Origin of the sequence: Salinicola sp. DM10 (genome assembly GCF_017306975.2) — a bacterium.
Lineage (GTDB): Bacteria > Pseudomonadota > Gammaproteobacteria > Pseudomonadales > Halomonadaceae > Salinicola.
In genome coordinates, this window is record NZ_JAFLEN020000001.1 from 505714 (window position 1) to 523204 (window position 17491).

General features: G+C 63.8%; 14 protein-coding genes. 3 read left to right on the forward strand and 11 right to left on the reverse strand.

Annotation, left to right across the window (positions count from 1 at the left end; genetic code table 11):
- Positions 1 to 210: 210 nt before the first annotated feature.
- Positions 211 to 1179, reverse strand: a complete 969-nt coding sequence (locus J0A90_RS02345) for a calcium/sodium antiporter (RefSeq protein ID WP_207035863.1) — start codon at positions 1177 to 1179, stop codon at positions 211 to 213.
- Positions 1180 to 1556: 377 nt separating this feature from the next.
- On the opposite strand from J0A90_RS02345, the gene J0A90_RS02350 reads away from it, so the two are divergent.
- Genes J0A90_RS02350 through J0A90_RS02360 form a run of 3 tightly spaced genes read left to right on the forward strand, consistent with a single transcriptional unit; the run spans position 1557 to position 5189 of the window.
- Positions 1557 to 2867, forward strand: coding sequence for a paraquat-inducible protein A (locus J0A90_RS02350; RefSeq protein ID WP_207036135.1), 1311 nt, complete (start codon positions 1557 to 1559; stop codon positions 2865 to 2867).
- Complete coding sequence (gene pqiB / locus J0A90_RS02355) at positions 2860 to 4512, forward strand: intermembrane transport protein PqiB (RefSeq protein ID WP_207035865.1); 1653 nt, start codon at positions 2860 to 2862, stop codon at positions 4510 to 4512. The genes J0A90_RS02350 and pqiB overlap by 8 nt, the downstream gene beginning before the upstream one ends.
- Positions 4509 to 5189, forward strand: a complete 681-nt coding sequence (locus J0A90_RS02360) for a membrane integrity-associated transporter subunit PqiC (protein WP_207035867.1) — start codon at positions 4509 to 4511, stop codon at positions 5187 to 5189. The genes pqiB and J0A90_RS02360 overlap by 4 nt, the downstream gene beginning before the upstream one ends.
- A gap of 183 nt (positions 5190 to 5372) precedes the next feature.
- Here J0A90_RS02360 and J0A90_RS02365 read toward each other — a convergent pair whose 3' ends face one another.
- From J0A90_RS02365 to J0A90_RS02410, 10 genes are all read right to left on the reverse strand, one after another.
- Entirely contained in the window at positions 5373 to 6071 is a 699-nt protein-coding gene (locus J0A90_RS02365) for an RNA polymerase sigma factor FliA (RefSeq protein WP_207035869.1), read from the reverse strand.
- Between the two features lie 133 nt (positions 6072 to 6204).
- Positions 6205 to 6606: a flagellar protein FlhE gene (locus J0A90_RS02370; protein WP_207035872.1), complete on the reverse strand. Its 402-nt coding sequence runs from the start codon at positions 6604 to 6606 to the stop codon at positions 6205 to 6207.
- Between the two features lie 17 nt (positions 6607 to 6623).
- On the reverse strand, positions 6624 to 8708 hold the full coding sequence (gene flhA / locus J0A90_RS02375) for a flagellar biosynthesis protein FlhA (protein ID WP_207035873.1): 2085 nt from the start codon (positions 8706 to 8708) through the stop codon (positions 6624 to 6626).
- Positions 8705 to 9874, reverse strand: coding sequence for a flagellar biosynthesis protein FlhB (gene flhB, locus J0A90_RS02380; RefSeq protein ID WP_207035875.1), 1170 nt, complete (start codon positions 9872 to 9874; stop codon positions 8705 to 8707). Before flhB ends, flhA begins: the two co-directional genes overlap by 4 nt.
- Positions 9875 to 10152: 278 nt before the next feature.
- The gene (gene cheZ / locus J0A90_RS02385) at positions 10153 to 10812 is read right to left on the reverse strand and encodes a protein phosphatase CheZ (RefSeq protein ID WP_207035877.1); all 660 of its coding nucleotides are present in this window, start codon (positions 10810 to 10812) and stop codon (positions 10153 to 10155) included.
- Positions 10813 to 10831: 19 nt separating this feature from the next.
- Positions 10832 to 11221: a chemotaxis response regulator CheY gene (cheY, locus tag J0A90_RS02390; RefSeq protein ID WP_035471732.1), complete on the reverse strand. Its 390-nt coding sequence runs from the start codon at positions 11219 to 11221 to the stop codon at positions 10832 to 10834.
- A 67-nt stretch (positions 11222 to 11288) separates the two neighbouring features.
- Positions 11289 to 12353 (reverse strand): chemotaxis response regulator protein-glutamate methylesterase, encoded by a 1065-nt coding sequence (locus J0A90_RS02395; RefSeq protein WP_207035879.1) that lies wholly within the window; start codon positions 12351 to 12353, stop codon positions 11289 to 11291.
- Positions 12350 to 13246: a CheR family methyltransferase gene (locus tag J0A90_RS02400; RefSeq protein ID WP_051895780.1), complete on the reverse strand. Its 897-nt coding sequence runs from the start codon at positions 13244 to 13246 to the stop codon at positions 12350 to 12352. The genes J0A90_RS02395 and J0A90_RS02400 overlap by 4 nt, the downstream gene beginning before the upstream one ends.
- A 14-nt stretch (positions 13247 to 13260) precedes the next feature.
- Positions 13261 to 15432: a methyl-accepting chemotaxis protein gene (locus J0A90_RS02405; RefSeq protein ID WP_207035881.1), complete on the reverse strand. Its 2172-nt coding sequence runs from the start codon at positions 15430 to 15432 to the stop codon at positions 13261 to 13263.
- A gap of 130 nt (positions 15433 to 15562) precedes the next feature.
- Positions 15563 to 17197 carry a methyl-accepting chemotaxis protein gene (locus J0A90_RS02410; protein ID WP_207035882.1) on the reverse strand — a complete coding sequence of 545 codons (1635 nt, stop codon included), beginning with the start codon at positions 17195 to 17197 and terminating at the stop codon, positions 15563 to 15565.
- Positions 17198 to 17491: the final 294 nt, after the last annotated feature.

Consider the following 17491-nt stretch of genomic DNA (forward strand, 5'->3'; position numbering starts at 1 on the left):
AGCGCTGACAGCCGCTCACACGATGTCGCAATGTCGCAGCCCTGCCGCAGGTCCTGAGCAAACATTAGGCAATTCTGCTAAAAGCCGCCAACCACGCGGCCTGGCGCCGACCACCCCAGGGTCAGCGCGTCCCGCATAGCCCTTGGGGTGCGACAAAATGCCAAGTCCTGGCGCTTGCCTTTGTCGGCCCTGGCTGGAGAACCCTCGGCCTCACACCAGTACGGTGGAGACCAGCCAGACGGTGTAGGCGATGAAGCTGGCCAGCAGCGCCCCGCCTTCGAGGCGATTGATCCTACCCTGGCGGCCACGCAGACCGATGCCAAAGACCAGCAGCGCCAGGGTCAGCCCCGCCATCACCGGCCAGTCCCGGGTCACCACCACGGTGTCGACGTCGATCGGGTGGATGATCCCTGCCAGCCCCACCACCGCCAGCGTGTTGAAGAAGTTGGAGCCCACCACGTTACCGAGCACCAGATCGTGCTCACCCTTGCGCACCGCCACCAGCGACGAGGCGAGCTCCGGCAGCGAGGTGCCGATCGCCACCACGGTGAGGCCGATGACCAGATCGCTGACCCCCAGCGCCTGGGCGATGCTCACCGCCCCCCATACCAGCAGCCGCGAGCTGGCGATCAGCAGCACAAGCCCGGCAAGGGTCCAGAACAGGCCGCGCTTTAAGCTCATGGCGTGCTCTGCGGCGTGACTCTCGACGTCGACTGCCAAGGTATCGTCATCCTGACGCCGCGCGCGCAGCACGCTGTAGATCAGGTAGAGTGCCAGCAACCCCAGCATCAGCACGCCGTCGCCGCGCGAGATATCACCATCGTGCAGACACCAGAGCGAGACCAGGGTCGCCACGCCGAGCAGCGGCAACTCCTGGCGGATGACCTGCGAGTTCACCATCAGCGGACTGATCAGCGCCACCAGCCCGACGATCAGGCCGATATTGGCGATATTGGAACCATAGGCATTGCCCAGGGCCAAACCCGGATTGCCCTGGCTCGCCGCCAGTGCCGAGACCATCAGCTCCGGCGCCGAGGTGCCGAAGCCGATCACCAGCATGCCGATCAGCAGCGGTGGCAGCCCCAGATGGGCCGCGGTGGAGGCGGCACCCTCGACGAAACGATCGGCACTCCATACGAGCAGCGCCAGTCCAATGATGATTGCCCCTAGAGCCAGCATGGCTATCCTTCTCCTTAGCGATCCATTCGAGCGCACCCGGGGGTGCGCACTTCTCTCATCGACGCCGTGTAAAACGATCGCCGTGTAAACGTTTGTTCTTCTAGGGCACTAACGCCTTGACCTACTATAGTATCGGAGCTCAACGGTATCGAAATGCGGCCGTCTCGAAAGACACAGGAACCCAGCACGGCTCATGCCCAGCGGGAGCGCATCTGCGCTGCTTTCACCAGCGCTCCGACAACCCAGCAAACATGCATGAATGTATGTATTCCGGTAACATGACGATCCGGCACGACCGCGACTCGAAGGAAGCTTGATTGGCCTCTCTGCGTATCGACCACCCCGTCGCCAAGGACACCGCGCCGTGGCGCCCCGCCATGCGACGCCGGCGGCTGCGTGCCTGCCACGAGTGCGACCTGCTGGTGGCACTACCACCACTGCGTCCCCATCAGCGCGCCAACTGTCCGCGCTGTGGCCATACCCTGAGTCACCGCCACGCGCGGCCGGCCCAGCGCAGTCTGGCGTTGGCGATCACCGCGCTGATCGCGCTGATCGCGGCGCTGAGCTTTCCCTTCATTCGCTTCGAGGCACGCGGTGTCAGCAACGCCATTCAGTTGACCGATACCGCGATCAGCCTGGTCGACTTCCACGAACCCTTCGTGGGTATTCTGGTACTTCTCACCGTCGTGGTGCTGCCGGTGTTCTACCTGCTCAGCGTGATCTGGTTGCAGATCGGCCTGCTGCGCCGCCGACCACTGCCGCGCAGCAGGCGCATCGCCCGCGCTCTAGTGCAGCTGTCGCCCTGGATGATGGCGGATGTCTTCGTGATCGGCGCCCTGGTCAGCCTGATCAAGATCGCGGGCATGGCATCGGTCGATCTGGGGCTGTCGTTCTGGTCGTTCTGCGCCTTCGCCCTGCTGCTGCTGTGGACCTCGCGCTCGCTGGATATCGACTGGATGTGGTTCTCGCTTGCCGGCGAGCCGCCTGCACCGGAGAACTGCCGGCTCGGTGAGCCAGCGGCGGCGCAGGGTGTGACCGGTTGCCCCACCTGCGGCCTGGTCAATCGATTGAGCCACTTCGGCCGCGGACGCTGCACGCGTTGTGGCGAGCGGCTGCGCTTTCGCAACGCACACAGCCTGCAGCGCACCTGGGCCCTGCTGATGGCAGCGGTGATCCTCTATATCCCGGCCAACCTCTATCCGATCATGACCACCACCTCGCTGGGCAGCGAGACCCCGTCCACCATCATTGGCGGGGTGCTGATATTTCTCTCCCATGGCGACTGGCCGATCGCGCTGATCATCTTCACCGCCAGCGTGGTGGTACCCATCGGCAAGATTCTGGCCATGGCGTGGCTGTGCATCGTGGTCCGCAAACGTGGCCAGCTCAGCTACCGGCACAAGCGGCTCAAGCTCTATCGCATCACCGAGTTCATCGGCCGCTGGTCGATGATCGACGTGTTCGTGGTGGCCATCCTGGTCTCGCTGGTGCATGCAGGCTCGCTGCTGGCCATCACCCCAGGTCCGGCGGCGCTCGCCTTCGCCTCGGTGGTGATCATCACCATGCTGGCGGCGATCACCTTCGATGCACGCCTGATCTGGGATACGCGCGACGTTCAGCCCCACATGCCAGCGGCGCTCAAGCGCCAGTCCCCCTACTCTCCGGTCAAGGAAGCCGACGATGTCTGATTCGCTGCAGCGCGCCAAGCGCTTGTCCCAGTCGCGCCTGTCGCCGATCTGGATCGTGCCACTGCTGGCGGCGCTGATCGGTGCCTGGATGGTCTGGGACAACTTCTCCAGCCGTGGCCCGCTGGTGACCCTGGACATGGAGAATGCCGAAGGCATCGAGGCCGGCAAGACGCTGATCAAGACGCGCAACGTCGAGGTCGGACACGTCGAGAGCGTGCGCCTCTCCGACGATCTGTCCCACACCGTGGTGACCGCACGCATGTCCAGCGACGCCGGGCGCATGCTCAACAGCGATACCCGCTTCTGGGTGGTCAAGCCGCGTATCGGCCGCGAGGGGATCAGCGGGCTGGGTACGGTGCTCTCGGGTGCCTACATCCAACTGGCACCGGGCAAGAGCGACAAATACCAGGATCACTTCGACGTGCTCGATCAGCCGCCGGTAGCTCCGCCCGATGCACCGGGGCTGCGCATCAATCTGGTCAGCCAGGTGGGTAACTCGCTCAGCGCCGGCGACCCGGTCACCTATCAGGGCTACACCGTGGGTCGGGTGGAGAGCACCGACTTCGACCCCGAGAAACGCGAGATGCGCCACCGTCTGTTCATTCAGGCACCCTACGATTCGCTGGTGACGGACACCACCCGCTTCTGGAGCGCTTCGGGCATCGACGTTCAGCTCAACTCCGAAGGCGTCAGCGTCAATCTGGACTCGTTCGAAACCCTGATCAGCGGCGGAGTCACCTTCGGTGTGCCCGAGGACGTGACCCAGGGCAATCCGGCCAAGCAGAACGCCACTTATACCCTCTACAACAGCGAAGAGAGTGCCCGCGAAGGCACTTACGATCAGTACGTCGACTACGTGCTGCTGGTCGATGACACCGTGCGCGGCCTGAGCCGCGGCGCCCCGGTGGAGTATCGCGGCGTACGTGTCGGTACCGTGGTCTCGGTACCCTGGCACTTCACCGCACCGCAGCCGGATAGCCTCAGCCAGTTCGCGATCCCGGTGCTAATCCGGATCGAACCGCAGCGGCTGGAGAGCGGTGAGGACATCAACAAAAAGATCGATGATCAAGAGGTGCGCGAGCGATTCGAGAAGATGTTCAAGGATCTCGGTCTGCGCGCCACGCTCAAAGCCGGCAATCTGCTCACCGGCGCGCTCTTCGTCGACCTCAACTTCAGCGACGATGCGCCCGCCTACAAGCCGATGACGTTCGACGGCAAGCCGGTCTTCCCGACGGTCTCCGGCGGCTTCGCGCAGATCGAACAGAAGGTCTCTAACCTGCTCGACAAGCTCAACAATCTTAAAGTCGAGCCGATCCTGTCGAGTCTGGACAAGACCATGCAGACCTCGCAGAAGACCCTCGAGCAGGTGCAGCAGATCGCCGAGTCGGTCAATGCGATCGTCTCCGACCCGGCCACCCAACAGCTGCCGGGCAGCGTCAACGATACTCTCGAGGAGCTGCAGAACACCTTGAACGGCTTCTCCTCCGGATCGTCCGGCTACCGCCAGCTCAATGACACGCTCAAGCAGCTGGAGCAGCTGATGCGCGACCTACAGCCGGTGGCGCGCACGCTGAGCGAGAAACCCAATGCCCTGATCTTCGATCGTGAGGTTCAGGCCGATCCCACGCCGAGGGCCGCACCATGAGATCGTCTCCTGAGACACCGTCCACCACATCGACGCGCAAGATGCCGCGCTGGGCGCAGATACGAAAACTGCATCCAGGCCGCAGCGCCCTCGGCCTGCTGCTGGTCGCCGGTCTGTTCACCCTGGCCGGCTGTGCCGGCACGCCCAGCACTCCCAGCCGCTATGTCCTGCCGGCGGCCGGCGACGTGACACCGGTGACCGGCGTCAGCACGCCGACGCTGGTGGTGCAGCCGGTGGCGATCTCGAGCTATCTGGATCAGGAAGGCATCGTGATGCAGTTGAGCGATATCGAGCTCAATAGCGCCAATCAAAACCTGTGGGCCGATAGCCTGGGCAGTCAGTTGACCCGTAACCTGCGCCAGACCCTGACTCAAGCGCTGCCGCAGACCCTGGTACTGGGGACGGGCAGCAGCAGTGACGCACGTCTCAGCGTCGAGGTGGATCGCTTCCAGGGGCGCTACGACGGTCAGGCGGTGGTATCGGGCGAGTGGCAGTTACGCGAGGGCAACCGCGTGGTGCGCCAGGCGCCCTTCAACGTCACCCGGCCGCTCACCGCCGATGGCTATCCGGCGCTGGTGCGCACCCTGGGCGAGGCCTGGCAGGCGGTCGGTGAGCGCATTGCCAGCGAACTAGCGCACCCGAGCAGCACCGGCCAGCACAGCGGCGAGGCCCCCTGAGTTCGACTCCACCCTGTGAGCCCGACTGAAAAGACACCGCACCAGAAAAGCAGCGACCCGGGCGAAGAGAGACTTCGCCCGGGTCGCGGGATGCGTATGGTCGGCCGCCAGCGCGGCCACCGCCGGGAAACGGCCAGGGTTTGGACGAAAAGTCAGCGAGCGCAGGTCGTTTTCGTATAGAGCCTAGTTGACCAGGCGGCTACGCAGGCGCGCGACCGCCTGGCTATGCAACTGACACACGCGGGATTCACTCACACCCAGCACCGCGCCAATCTCCTTGAGATTGAGCTCCTCCTGATAGTAGAGCCCCAGCAGCAGCTTTTCGCGCTCCGGCAGTGCATCGATCGCCGCCATCAGGCGCTCGCGGTTGTCGCCATCGAGCAGCGCCTCGAAGGGCGAAGGCGGCCCGCCTTCGCTGACCGCGCCCACCCCGTTCTCGCTGTCGCTCTCATCGTAGGCGAGCAGGAAGCCGTTGTTGGCGTCTGTCAGCAGCTGGTGGTACTCGCTCTGGGAGATGCCCATCTCCTGAGCGATCTCGCGCTCTTCGGGCGTGCGCCCGAGCCGCTGCTCCAGACGTCCGACCGCCTGATCGAGGGCCCGCGCATTACGCCGCACGCTGCGCGGCATCCAGTCACGGCTGCGCAGTTCGTCGATCATCGCCCCGCGAATACGCTGATTGGCGTAGGTGGAGAAGCTGGCGCCATGGGCGTTGTCATAGCGCCCCATGGCATCGAGCAGCCCCACCATGCCGGCCTGGATCAGGTCATCGAGTTCGACACTCGCGGGCAGCCGGACCTGCAGCGAGAGAGCGTGTCGCCTCACCATCGGCATGTACTGTTCGATCATTGCCCGCTGATCGATTTTGCCCTGTACGGTATACATCGCATCGCCTCGTGATTAACCCGTCCGGCCCGACGCAAAAGCGGTGCCAGTCGATCCATTATGCGTCGCCGGGGCCAGCGCTAGCCGTCAAATTCCCGGGCTCGGAGACGCTATTTTGCCTTTTTACCGCCCGTTAAGGGTGCCCCACGAAATCCACCATGATCTGGCCGTGGCTGATCACCGCGCGCGTCCCACTGCGCGGACGCAGACGAAACTCGAACCGCAGCGGCTGCGCGGCATCACGGCCGGCGAAGCGCCGGGTGCTGCCATGGGTCGTGTCCAGCGCCACACAGAGCTCTGCCTGGCACAACTTGGCCTCCAGCCCCTGCACCGGACCCTCGACGTCGAAACGCCAGGACACGCGGGTCACACTGGCCTGGCCGAGATGCGCCGGAGGCATGACCTGATCACTGCTCAGCGCGCGTTGACTGGCCACCACCACCTGTCGTGGCAGCGCGCCGACCCAGGAGCCCGCTGCCGCGGCAACCGCTTCACTCGTTCCCAGCGTAGCGCACAGCGTAAGCGCCAGAGACATCAGCGCCGCGCGAGGCATCAGCCGTTGCCACCGATGGTAGCGGTGACTCGCAGCGAGCGATCATCGGGTATCTCGGCCTGGGAGAGCACCACCAAAGACTTGATCTGGCGCCGCAGGAAACGCGCCAGTAGCGCCCGTAGGCCGTGCTGAACCACCAGCACCGCGGGCTCGTCACGGCTCTGCTGGCGCTCGACCGCGGCGGCAGACTGCTTCATCAGAGTGTCGGCCAAGCCCGGTTCGAGCGCCCCACCATTGTTGAGCGCCTGGGTCAGCACCTGTTCGAGACGCGGCTCGAGACCGATGACGTGCATCGGCTCGTGCCCGGGGAACCACTGCTGAGTGATGGCACGACCCAGCGCCACGCGAACGATTGCGGTGAGCTCGTTGGCATCGGTCTGCTGCGGCGCGAACTCGGCCAGCACGTCGAGGATGGTGTGCATGTCGCGGATCGGTACGTCTTCGGCGAGCAGGTTCTGCAGGATACGTTGTACCGTGGTGAGCGGAACGAGCTTGGGCACCACGTCCTCGACCAGCGATTTCTGCTGCTCGGAGACCTTGTCCAGCAGCTGCTGCACCTCGGCACGGCCCAGCATGTCATCGGCGTGCTCGTGCAGCAGATGGTTGAGATGGGTCGCCACCACGGTGCTGGCGTCGACCACCGTATAGCCGTAGATCTGTGCCCGCTCGCGCTGGGCGGTGTCGATCCAGTAAGCCTTGAGACCGAAGGCCGGGTCTTCGGTCTCGACGCCGTCGATCGCCCCGGACACCTGCCCCGGGTCGATCGCCAGCCAGCGTCCGGGGAACGCTTCGGCACGCCCGATCTCGACCCCCTTGAGGGTGATCACGTAAGTGTTGGGGCTGAGCTCGAGGTTGTCGCGGATATGTACCACCGAGGGCAGGAAGCCGACGTCCTGGGCGAACTTCTTGCGTACACTCTTGATCCGCCCCAGCAGCTCGCCCTGCTGGCGCTGATCGACCAGCGGGATCAGCCGGTGCCCGACCTCGAGCCCCAGCGTGTCGACCAGCTGCACATCGTCCCAGCTCGCCTCCGGGGTTTCCTGCACCGCGGCGGGCGCCTTCTCCTCCACCCGCTGTGCCGCCTGCTGCTGATTCTGGCGCGACAGCCACCAGCCGAGACTGCCGAGGGCGATCGCGAACAGCAAGAACACCAGGTTGGGCATGCCGGGGATGACCCCGAGCAGCGTCATCACGCCGGCGGCGAGATACATCACCCGCGGATTGTTGAACAGCTGGCTGAGCAGCTGCTGGCCGACGTCCTGGTCGGTGTTGACGCGAGAGACCGTGACACCCGCGGCGGTGGAGATGACCAGTGCCGGAATCTGCGCCACCAGGCCGTCACCCACGGTGAGCAGCGTATAGGTCTTGGCCGCTTCGGCGAACGGCATCCCATGCTGGCCGATCCCGATCATCAGCCCGCCGATCAGGTTGATCACCATGATCAGGAGCCCCGCCATGGCGTCACCACGCACGAACTTGCTGGCACCATCCATGGAGCCGTAGAACTCGGACTCCTGGTTGAGTTCGCTGCGCCGCCGACGCGCGTCCTCTTCACCGATCAGACCGGCGTTGAGATCAGCGTCGATGGCCATCTGCTTGCCCGGCATGGAATCCAGGGTGAAGCGCGCGCCAACCTCGGCGATACGCCCAGCCCCCTTGGTGATGACCATGAAGTTGATCACCACCAGGATCAGGAACACCACCAGCCCCACAGCGAAATTACCGCCGATCAGGAACTCGCCGAAGGCCTCGATCACCTTGCCCGCAGCGTCTCCCCCTTCGTGCCCATCCATGAGGACGACTCGGGTCGAGGCCACGTTGAGTGACAGCCGCAGCAGGGTCGAGAACAGCAGCACCGCCGGAAAGGCGGCAAAGTCGAGCGGCTTCTCGGTGAACATGCTGACCAGCAGCACCATGATCGAGAGCGCGATATTGAAGGTGAAGAAGAGATCGAGCGCGAACGGCGGCAGCGGCAGGATCATCATGCTCAGAATCATGATGATCAGCACCGGGCCGGCCAGCAGCTTCAACTGTGAGTTGCCGGCCATCTGCTGCCGGCCGAACCACTGGGTCAGCGCGTTCATTCACCCTCCTTGGGGGCATCCGTTCCGTCGCCGCGATCGTCTAGACTCGGCGGGACGGGAAGATCGTGCGGCGTCGGTGGCGTCTCGCCACCCTCGCTCGCTACCTGTTTGAGTCGGAACGCCCAGGCCAGTACCTCGGCGACCGCGGTGTACAGATCGGCCGGAATCTCGTGGTCGAGATCGACGTGCCGGTAGAGCGCACGCGCCAGCGGTGGTGCCTCCAGTCGCGGAATACCGTGCTCATCGCCCAGTTCGCGAATGCGCGCAGCGACCTCGTCAGCACCTTTCGCCACTACGCGAGGCGCCGCCATCGAGGTCTGTTCATAGCTCAGCGCCACGGCATAGTGGGTCGGGTTGGTCACGATCACGTCGGCACTGGGCACCTTGCTCATCATGCGCCGCCGTGCCATTGCCTGCTGCTGCGAACGAATGCGCCCCTTGACGTGGGGGTCGCCCTCGCTCTCCTTGTGTTCCTGCCGAATGTCTTCACGACTCATGCGCAGCTTCTTGTGGTGACTCCAGATCTGGTAGGGGACATCGATCAGGATCACCACGATCATCGAGGCCACGATCAGCCCGCAGCCTATCGCCGCCATGCGCATCGCCGTGGCCAGCGCCTGCTGTATCGGCAGCTCCATCAGCCCGAGCAGGTTGCCCTTGTGCGACCACAGATAGTAGACGCCGACCCCACCGACCAGCGCCGACTTGGCAATCGCCTTGGCCAGCTCGGCCAGCGCCTGGGTCGAGAACATGCGCTTCAACCCCTTTAGCGGATTGAGCTTGCTGAGCTGCGGCGCCATCGACTTGGCCGACAGCAGCCAGCCCCCGAGCAACGTGTGCCCGAGTACCGCCGCCACCGCGAACAGCAGGAACAGCGGCAGCAGCACGATCAGCGTACTCTGGCCCAGGGTCCAGACATGGCTGAGCGTGCGCGAAGTGTCGAAGATCATGCCGCGATCGAATATGAACGACTGTTCCATCACCATGCCCAGGTCGTCGTACAGGTTGTGTCCCATGAGCCACAGCCCGCCGACACCACAGACCAGCAACAAAAAGGTGGCGAGCTCACGCGAGCGCGCGACCTGCCCTTCCTCGCGCGCCTTCTGCAGGCGTCGAGGTGTCGCTGGTTCGGTCTTTTCCTGATCGCTGTCGTTCTGCTCGGCCAAGCGGACTCCGCCATGGTGAGGCGCATCATCGCGTGGACGACATTTTGCGTGGCGGCGGGGAAAGTCAAAGGCAGAAATAGCACGGCCAAGTGGCGGCTATTTCTCGTGCGAGCAGCGCTGAACGACCGCGCCCTTGTCCAACGCCGCGGCGTGGGAGGTCAGCGATGAGATGTCAGCTGCGAGATATTAGCTGCGAGATGCAGGCCGGCGAAACGCTATCGATAGAACGGCCTGCCGAGGGAAGCTGCCGCGCCCCCCAATGGGGCCGCGGCGTCGGTTCAGAAGCCTAGGCTGTCCAACAGGTCGTCGACCTGATCCTGGTTGCTAACCACATCCGCGGCCTGAGGGTTGATCTGAGGGCCGTTGAGCAGCGAATTCGACTGCTTGGCCGCGACGGACGCCGAGAGCTCGCGCCGTTCGGCGCTGTCCGGCGCGTTGTCGATCAGCACCTGCAGCAGTTGCTGTTCGATCTCGCGGATGACGTCCATCATCTTCTTGATCACCTGGCCGGTGAGATCCTGGAAGTCCTGGGCCATCATGATCTCGAGCAGTTGCGCATTGGTAGCGCTGGTCTGCTTGGGTACCGCCTGCAGGTAGCTACGGGTGTCGGTGACCAGCGCCTTGGCCTCGTCGAGCTCCTTGGGCTCGGCGAACCAGGCATCCCAGCGCTTGTCGAGCGCCAGCGCTTCGCTCTCCAGCGAGTTCTGGATCGGCTGCGCCTGGTCGATGGCATTGAGCGCTCGTTCGGCGGCCTGCTCGGTCATCGACGCGACGTAGCTCAGGCGATCGCGGGCATCGGGAATCGCCTGGGCCGCGCGCTCGACCTCCTTGTCCAGGCCCAGCTCGCGCATGTTGTCCCGCAACATGCGCGTGAGATGGCCGATGCGACGAATAAGATCGTCGGGAGCCGCCGTCTCCTGAGGGTTGGCACCGCTCATGATCTACCCTCCTGTGGCGTCATTTGCCCAGTTTTTCGAAAATTTTGTTGAGCTTCTCTTCCAGCGTGGCAGCCGTGAACGGCTTAACGACGTAGCCGTTGGCGCCGGCCTGGGCCGCGGCGATGATGTTCTCTTTCTTGGCCTCTGCCGTGACCATCAGCACCGGCAGTGAAGACAGCGCCGGATCCTGGCGGATCTCCTTGAGCATTTCGAGGCCGTCCAGATTGGGCATGTTCCAGTCCGAGACTACGAACTCGAAGCCACCAGCGCGTAGTTTGGTCAGCGCTTCCTGGCCATCTTCCGCCTCTTCGACGTTCTCGAACCCGAGTTCCTTGAGCAGGCTGCGCACGATTCGGCGCATGGTCGGGAAGTCATCCACGACCAGAATGCTCATGTTCTTGTCAGCCATCGTCTTTCCTCAATCCTTTTCAATACGCGGGCGGTTGCCCTGATTATCGGCAACCGCGCCGTCAGCTTTAAACCCGCTGTGCGCGACCGGAGGCGTGCATCTGCTGTACCAGGTGGCGCGCGATCTCCGGCAGCGACACGATCTCTTCGGCGCCCCCAAGGGCTATCGCCTCCTTGGGCATGCCGAACACCACGCAGCTGGCCTCGTCCTGAGCTACGGTATGCGAGCCGGCCTGACGCATCTTGAGCAGCCCCGCGGCGCCGTCCTTGCCCATACCGGTGAGGATCACCCCGAGCGCGTTGCGGCCGGCGCAGTTGGCCGCCGAGTCGAACAGGACGTCGACCGAGGGACGATGGCGATTGACCGGCGCGGTATCGTCCAGTGCGATCACGTAGTTGGCCCCGGAACGCGCCAGGCGCATGTGCCAGTCGCCGGGAGCAATGTAGACATGCCCGGGCAGCACCCGCTCGCCTTGTTCGGCCTCCTTGACCGTGACCCGACACAGGCGATCGAGGCGCTCGGCAAAAGAGCGGGTGAAACCGCTGGGCATGTGCTGAGTCACTAAAATCGCCGGACTGTTGGCGGGCAGCGGTTCGAGCACCTGGCGAATCGCTTCGGTACCGCCGGTCGAGGCGCCGATGATGATCAGCTTCTCGCTCGACAGCATCGGCGCCTTGAGCGCTTCGCGGGACACCGACGGTGCCGCAGCCTCGGGCTGACGACGCGGCCGCGACTGCGCCGCGGCACGGATCTTGTCGGCGATCATGTCGGCATACTCGAGCATCCCTTCACGAATGCCCACCTCTGGCTTGGCGACGAAATCCACCGCCCCCAGCTCTAGCGCACGCAGGGTGATCTCGGAGCCGCGCTGGGTCAGCGAGGAAACCATCAGTACCGGCATGGGGCGCAGACGCATGAGACGTTCGAGGAAGTCGAGCCCATCCATGCGCGGCATCTCGACGTCCAGGGTCAGCACATCCGGGTTGTGGCGCTTGATCAGATCACGCGCCACCAGCGGATCGGGCGCAGTGGCCACGACCTCCATGTCCGGCTGCGACTCGATGATCTTGGTCATCAGGTCGCGAATCAGCGCCGAGTCGTCGACGCACAGTACCTTGATTCGAGGTTTCATGCCGGGCGCCCTCCTCGCGCGGCGCCGGCGACGGCATTCGCCGCCAGCGTGTAAATGGTCTGACCGCGCAGGCGGAATGTCTGATTCAGAAACGAAAAGTTCTCGGAGTGACCGGCAAACAGCAGGCCATCCGGTTTCATCTGCGAGGCGAAGCGGCGCAGGATCGCCGACTGCGTCTCCTTGTCGAAATAGATCATGACGTTACGACAGAAAATGATGTCGAACGGGGCATTCAACGACCACTTGTCGGTGACCAGGTTGAGCGTGCGGAAATCGATCATCGACGCCAGCTCCGGCCGCACCCGCGCCTTGCCCGCGCGCGCGCCGCTGCCGCGCTGGAAAAAACGCCGGCAGCGCGTCTCACCGAGTTTCTCGACCGCTTCCAGCGGGTAGATCCCCTGGCGCGCGGTATTGAGCGCTTCGGTATCGATGTCAGTGGCCAGAATCTTGACCTGGGAGGCCGCCGAACCCAGCGCCTCCTGCACGGTCATCGCCAGCGAGTAGGGCTCTTCACCGGTAGAGGCACCGGCACACCAGATCTTGATACTCGGACCGCGGCGCTTGATCTCTTCCGCCAGCACGGGGAAATGGTGGGCCTCACGAAAGAAAGCGGTGAGATTGGTGGTCAAGGCGTTGGTGAACGCCTCCCACTCGTCGGATTCCGGGCGCGCATCGAGGTGCGCCAGGTAGTCGCCGAAGCGAGTCATGCCGTGTAGCCGCAGGCGCTTGGCCAGACGGCTATAGACCATCTCGCGCTTGTTATCGGCCATGACGATACCAGCGCGCCGGTAGATCAACGCCCGCACCCGCTCGAAGTCGCGCACGGTGAAATCGAGATCGCGAGAGAAGCTCGCCGGGGCATCGGCTGCTTCCGAATTGGCAGCAGCAAACATGGTCTGATCGTTTTTCAAAATGCCTCCCACTCCCCTGTATCGTTACCGCTGGCCGGGCGAGCCCGGGGCTTGTCGCTCGACACCAACGCCGGGGCAGCACGTTTCGACGCTGTTGGGTTAGGTGCCAGACGCGGCTCTTGGCCACCGCCGGGCACACGTTCTTTACCACTACCGGCAAGCCGGAAAACCGAGATGGAGCGCGCCAGGCTGTCGACGCTGGTGCGCAGCTCGGCCGCGGACGCCGCACTGGTCTGCACACGCTGGGCGTTCTGCTGTGTGACTTCGTCCATCTGCGCCACCGCCTGGCTGATCTGCTGAATACCGCTGGTCTGCTCTTCGGAAGCTGCCGATATTTCACTGATGATGTCATTGACCCGAGTCACCGCATCGACGACCTCGCCGATCGCACCTTCGGCCTCACGTACCAGATCCGCGCCGTGCCCCACTTCATGGGTCGAGCTATCGATCAGTTTACGAATCTCCTTGGCAGCTTCGGCACTGCGACTCGCCAGACTGCGCACTTCACCTGCCACCACCGCAAACCCGCGGCCCTGTTCTCCGGCTCGCGCCGCCTCGACCGAAGCGTTGAGCGCCAGAATATTGGTCTGGAAGGCGATCGAGTCGATCACCCCGACGATGTCCCCGACCTTACGCGAACTGTCGGTGATGCGTCCCATGGTGTCGACCACCTGCCCCATGACCTCGCCGCTGCGTCGGACCGTGTCGGTAGCGCCACCCGCCAGTTGGCTCGCCTGGCGCGCGTTGTCAGCGTTCTGCTTCACCGTCGCGGTCATCTGCTCCATGCTGCTCGCGGTCTGCGCCAGGGAGGCGGCCTGCTGCTCGGTCCGCGTAGAGAGATCCTCGTTACCCTGGGCGATGTCTTGGGTCGCCGGACGCACCACCGCCACGTTGGCATCGACATCCCCGACGATGGTTCCCAGGCTCTGGCGCATGCCATTGAGCGCAATGATCAACTGCCCCAGTTCATCCTTGCTCCGCTGGTTGAGCTCGGCGCCGAGGTTGCCCGAGGCGATCTGACGGGTGAAGTCGAGCGCCTCGCGCACCGGCCTGAGCGCCGCCCGGATCGTGGTCACCCCGATCAACAGCAGCACCAGGGCGCCGGCCAGCAACAGCCCGATCAACACCATCAAGGCTTGGTGCTGAGCCGATTCAGCGGCCGCCACCATCTCTGTACCGCTGCGCCGCTTGGCCTCCACCAGCGCGTTGAGATCGGCGCTGGTCTTGTCGCTGTCCGCCTGCAGTACGTCGTTGAAGGCCACGTAGGACTGATAGAAGTCGCCGCTCTCCAGTGCCTTCATCACCGCGCCCAACCCCTGCTCCTGATAGCGCTGAAGGTCGGCGGCGAACGTCTCGGCAGCGGCTGACTGATTCTCCGGGCGACCTTCATAGTAGGCTTGCCAGGTGGATTGCAATTCGCCGGTCAAGGCATCGACCTGGGTCTTGATCGGTGCCAGATCGGCGGCCATGGGGTTGCTGACCGGCTTCGACACCAGATCGCGTCCCTTCGACATCAACTGATCGATCTTCTGCAGACGCGCCAGATCGCCCATGCCCTGCTCGGCGAGGGTCTGCAGACGCTCGCCGCTGGCATTCAGCGCGTATACCGCAAGCCCCCCACTGGCCCCCAGGATCAAGAGCGCAAATACCATCATTGCGATCAGACGACCCTTGAGCGATCTCAGATTGAAACGTCTGACGGCCGCCACCGCGCCACGCCGCTGTAGACGTCCCTGCTGCAAGCGGTAGCCACGGCCGCGACCGGCGAGCATGCGCGGATAGACGGCCTCGGCGAGCTTGCGCTCTTCGTCGCTGGGCTTGACCCGTACCGAGGTATAACCAACCACCTCATCGCCGTCGATGATCGGCGTCACCGTCGACTGCACCCAGTAGAAACTGCCATCCTTGCAGCGGTTCTTGATCACCCCGGTCCAGGCCTTGCCCTGTTTGAGGGTCTGCCAGAGATCGGCGAAGGCCGCCGGCGGCATGTCGGGATGACGCACGATGTTGTGAGGCGCCCCGAGCAGCTCTTCATAAGCGAAACCACTGACGCGCACGAAGGCCGGGTTGGCATAGGTGATCCGGCTATCGAGGTCGGTGCGCGAAATCAAATAAGCGTCGTCGTCCAGCGGGACTTCCCGATCGATCACGGGTTGATTGTTTCGCATGACAGTTTCCCCGGTATTGTTTCGGATCCGGTGATGCGCGGTTAGCGCCTCCCGGACCCGCTTTATTAGTCGTACTAGCTATCGGCTCAGCCGTGCCAAACTTTAGCGAATGCCCCGCCGGCAAACGGCCTCAGGCCATGGCCGGAGATGCCGCCAGACGCGTCCGCGCCGCGGGCTGTTGCCCGATACGCGCGTCACCGCTGGCACCGTCGGCAGCCTGCACACGATAGAGTTCCAGCGCTGCCTCAAGACGCTTGGCCTGCTCGACCAGGGACTGCGATGCACTGGCGGTCTGCTGTACCAGACTGGCGTTCTGACCGGTGACCTGGTCGAGTTCGGAAATCGCCTGATTGACCTGCTCGATGCCTCCACGCTGCTCGCGCGAGGCGCCCGCGATCTCGTCCATCAGGCCGCTGACGCTGGATACCGAGGCTACGATCTCCTCCATCGCCGTCCCGACCTTGCCGACCAGATCGACACCGGTATCCACCTGCTCACCGGCAGTGCCGATCAGTCCACGAATCTCGCGTGAGGCATCGGCACTACGGCTGGCCAAATTGCGCACCTCTTCGGCGACCACGGCAAAGCCGCGACCGGCGGTACCCGCGCGCGCGGCCTCGACCGAGGCGTTGAGCGCCAGAATATTGGTCTGAAAGGCGATGTTGTCGATCATGTCGACGATCTCGGCCATCCGGCGCGAACTCTCTTGGATCTTGGCCATGGTCGCTTCGACATCGTGCATCATGGCGCCACCCTGTTCCGCCCGCTGTCGCGTCTGCGCCGCAGCCTGAGTGGCAGCATCGGCGTTGTCGGCGTTGTGGCGTACGGTCTGGGTCAACTGCTCCATGCTCGACGCGGTCTCGACGATGGCCGCCGACTGCTGGTCAGTGCGCACCGCGAGATCTTGGTTACCGCTGGCAATTTGACCGGCCCCCACGTTGACCCACTCGGCGCTGGCACGGACATCGGCAAAGGTGTCGTTGAGCCGCCGGCGCATGCCCTCGATGGCGTGCAGCAGGCTACTGTCGTCACCAGCCTTGAGCATCAGGGGCTGCGTGAAATCACCCCCGGCAATGCGCTGGACACGCTCGCGCGCGTGGCCAGGGTCGCCGCCCAGACGCGACAGCACATTGCGAATCACCCAAGCCACGACCAGCGACAGCACACCGCCGATGGCCAGGATCAGCCCCAGATAGACCATCAGACCACGCATGATGATGGCGTCGATGTCATCGACGTAAACCCCGGTGGCGATCTGCCAGTCCCACGCCGGGATGCGCATGACATAGCTCAGCTTGTCGAACATCTTGTCCCCGCCGCTACGCCGCGATACATAGCGCACCAGCCCACCGCCTGACTGCTGCCCTGCCGCGAGCATGTCGCGATAGAGGTAGTTGCCATTGGGATCCTGATAGTCGCGCATACTGCTGCCGACGTCGCGGCGCGGGTGATAGACGATATCGAGATTGGAATCGAAGACGAACAGATAGCCATCGGCACCGAAACTGAGATGAGAGAGATCGGCAATGGCACGCTGCTTGGCTTCCTGCTCGCTCAACTTGCCCTGCTGCGCCTGATCGACGTAGCTGTCGACCAGCTTCGTGGCGCTACCGATGAAGTACTCGAGACTCTGGATGCGCTGCTCGAAGAGATTGGCGCGCATGGAGTAGAGCGACCATCCAGCCACGAAGATCAGCCCGATCCACATCAGAATCAGGGTCGCCCAGAGTTTGCGACGCATGGTCCACTCACGAAGATTCAACATGTGCTTATATTCCTGAAGGTTGACGAGTACCACTGCTCGAGATGTGAGCCGTCGATAGCATGACGCCCGCACACACCGGGGCTATCGCGTATATCGGCTAATAAAGCGATGTCTTAAACCACTAAAGCGATGTCTTGATCCATTAAAGCGACGTCTCGAACCACGCCTGGGTATCGACCAGCCGTGAATCGACCCCTCCCTGGCCCATCACCGCAGATGCCCCGATCGCCTGATTGACATGGACCCCTGAAAGCCGAGAACGTGGGCATCAAACACAAAACCGCAGCCGAGGCT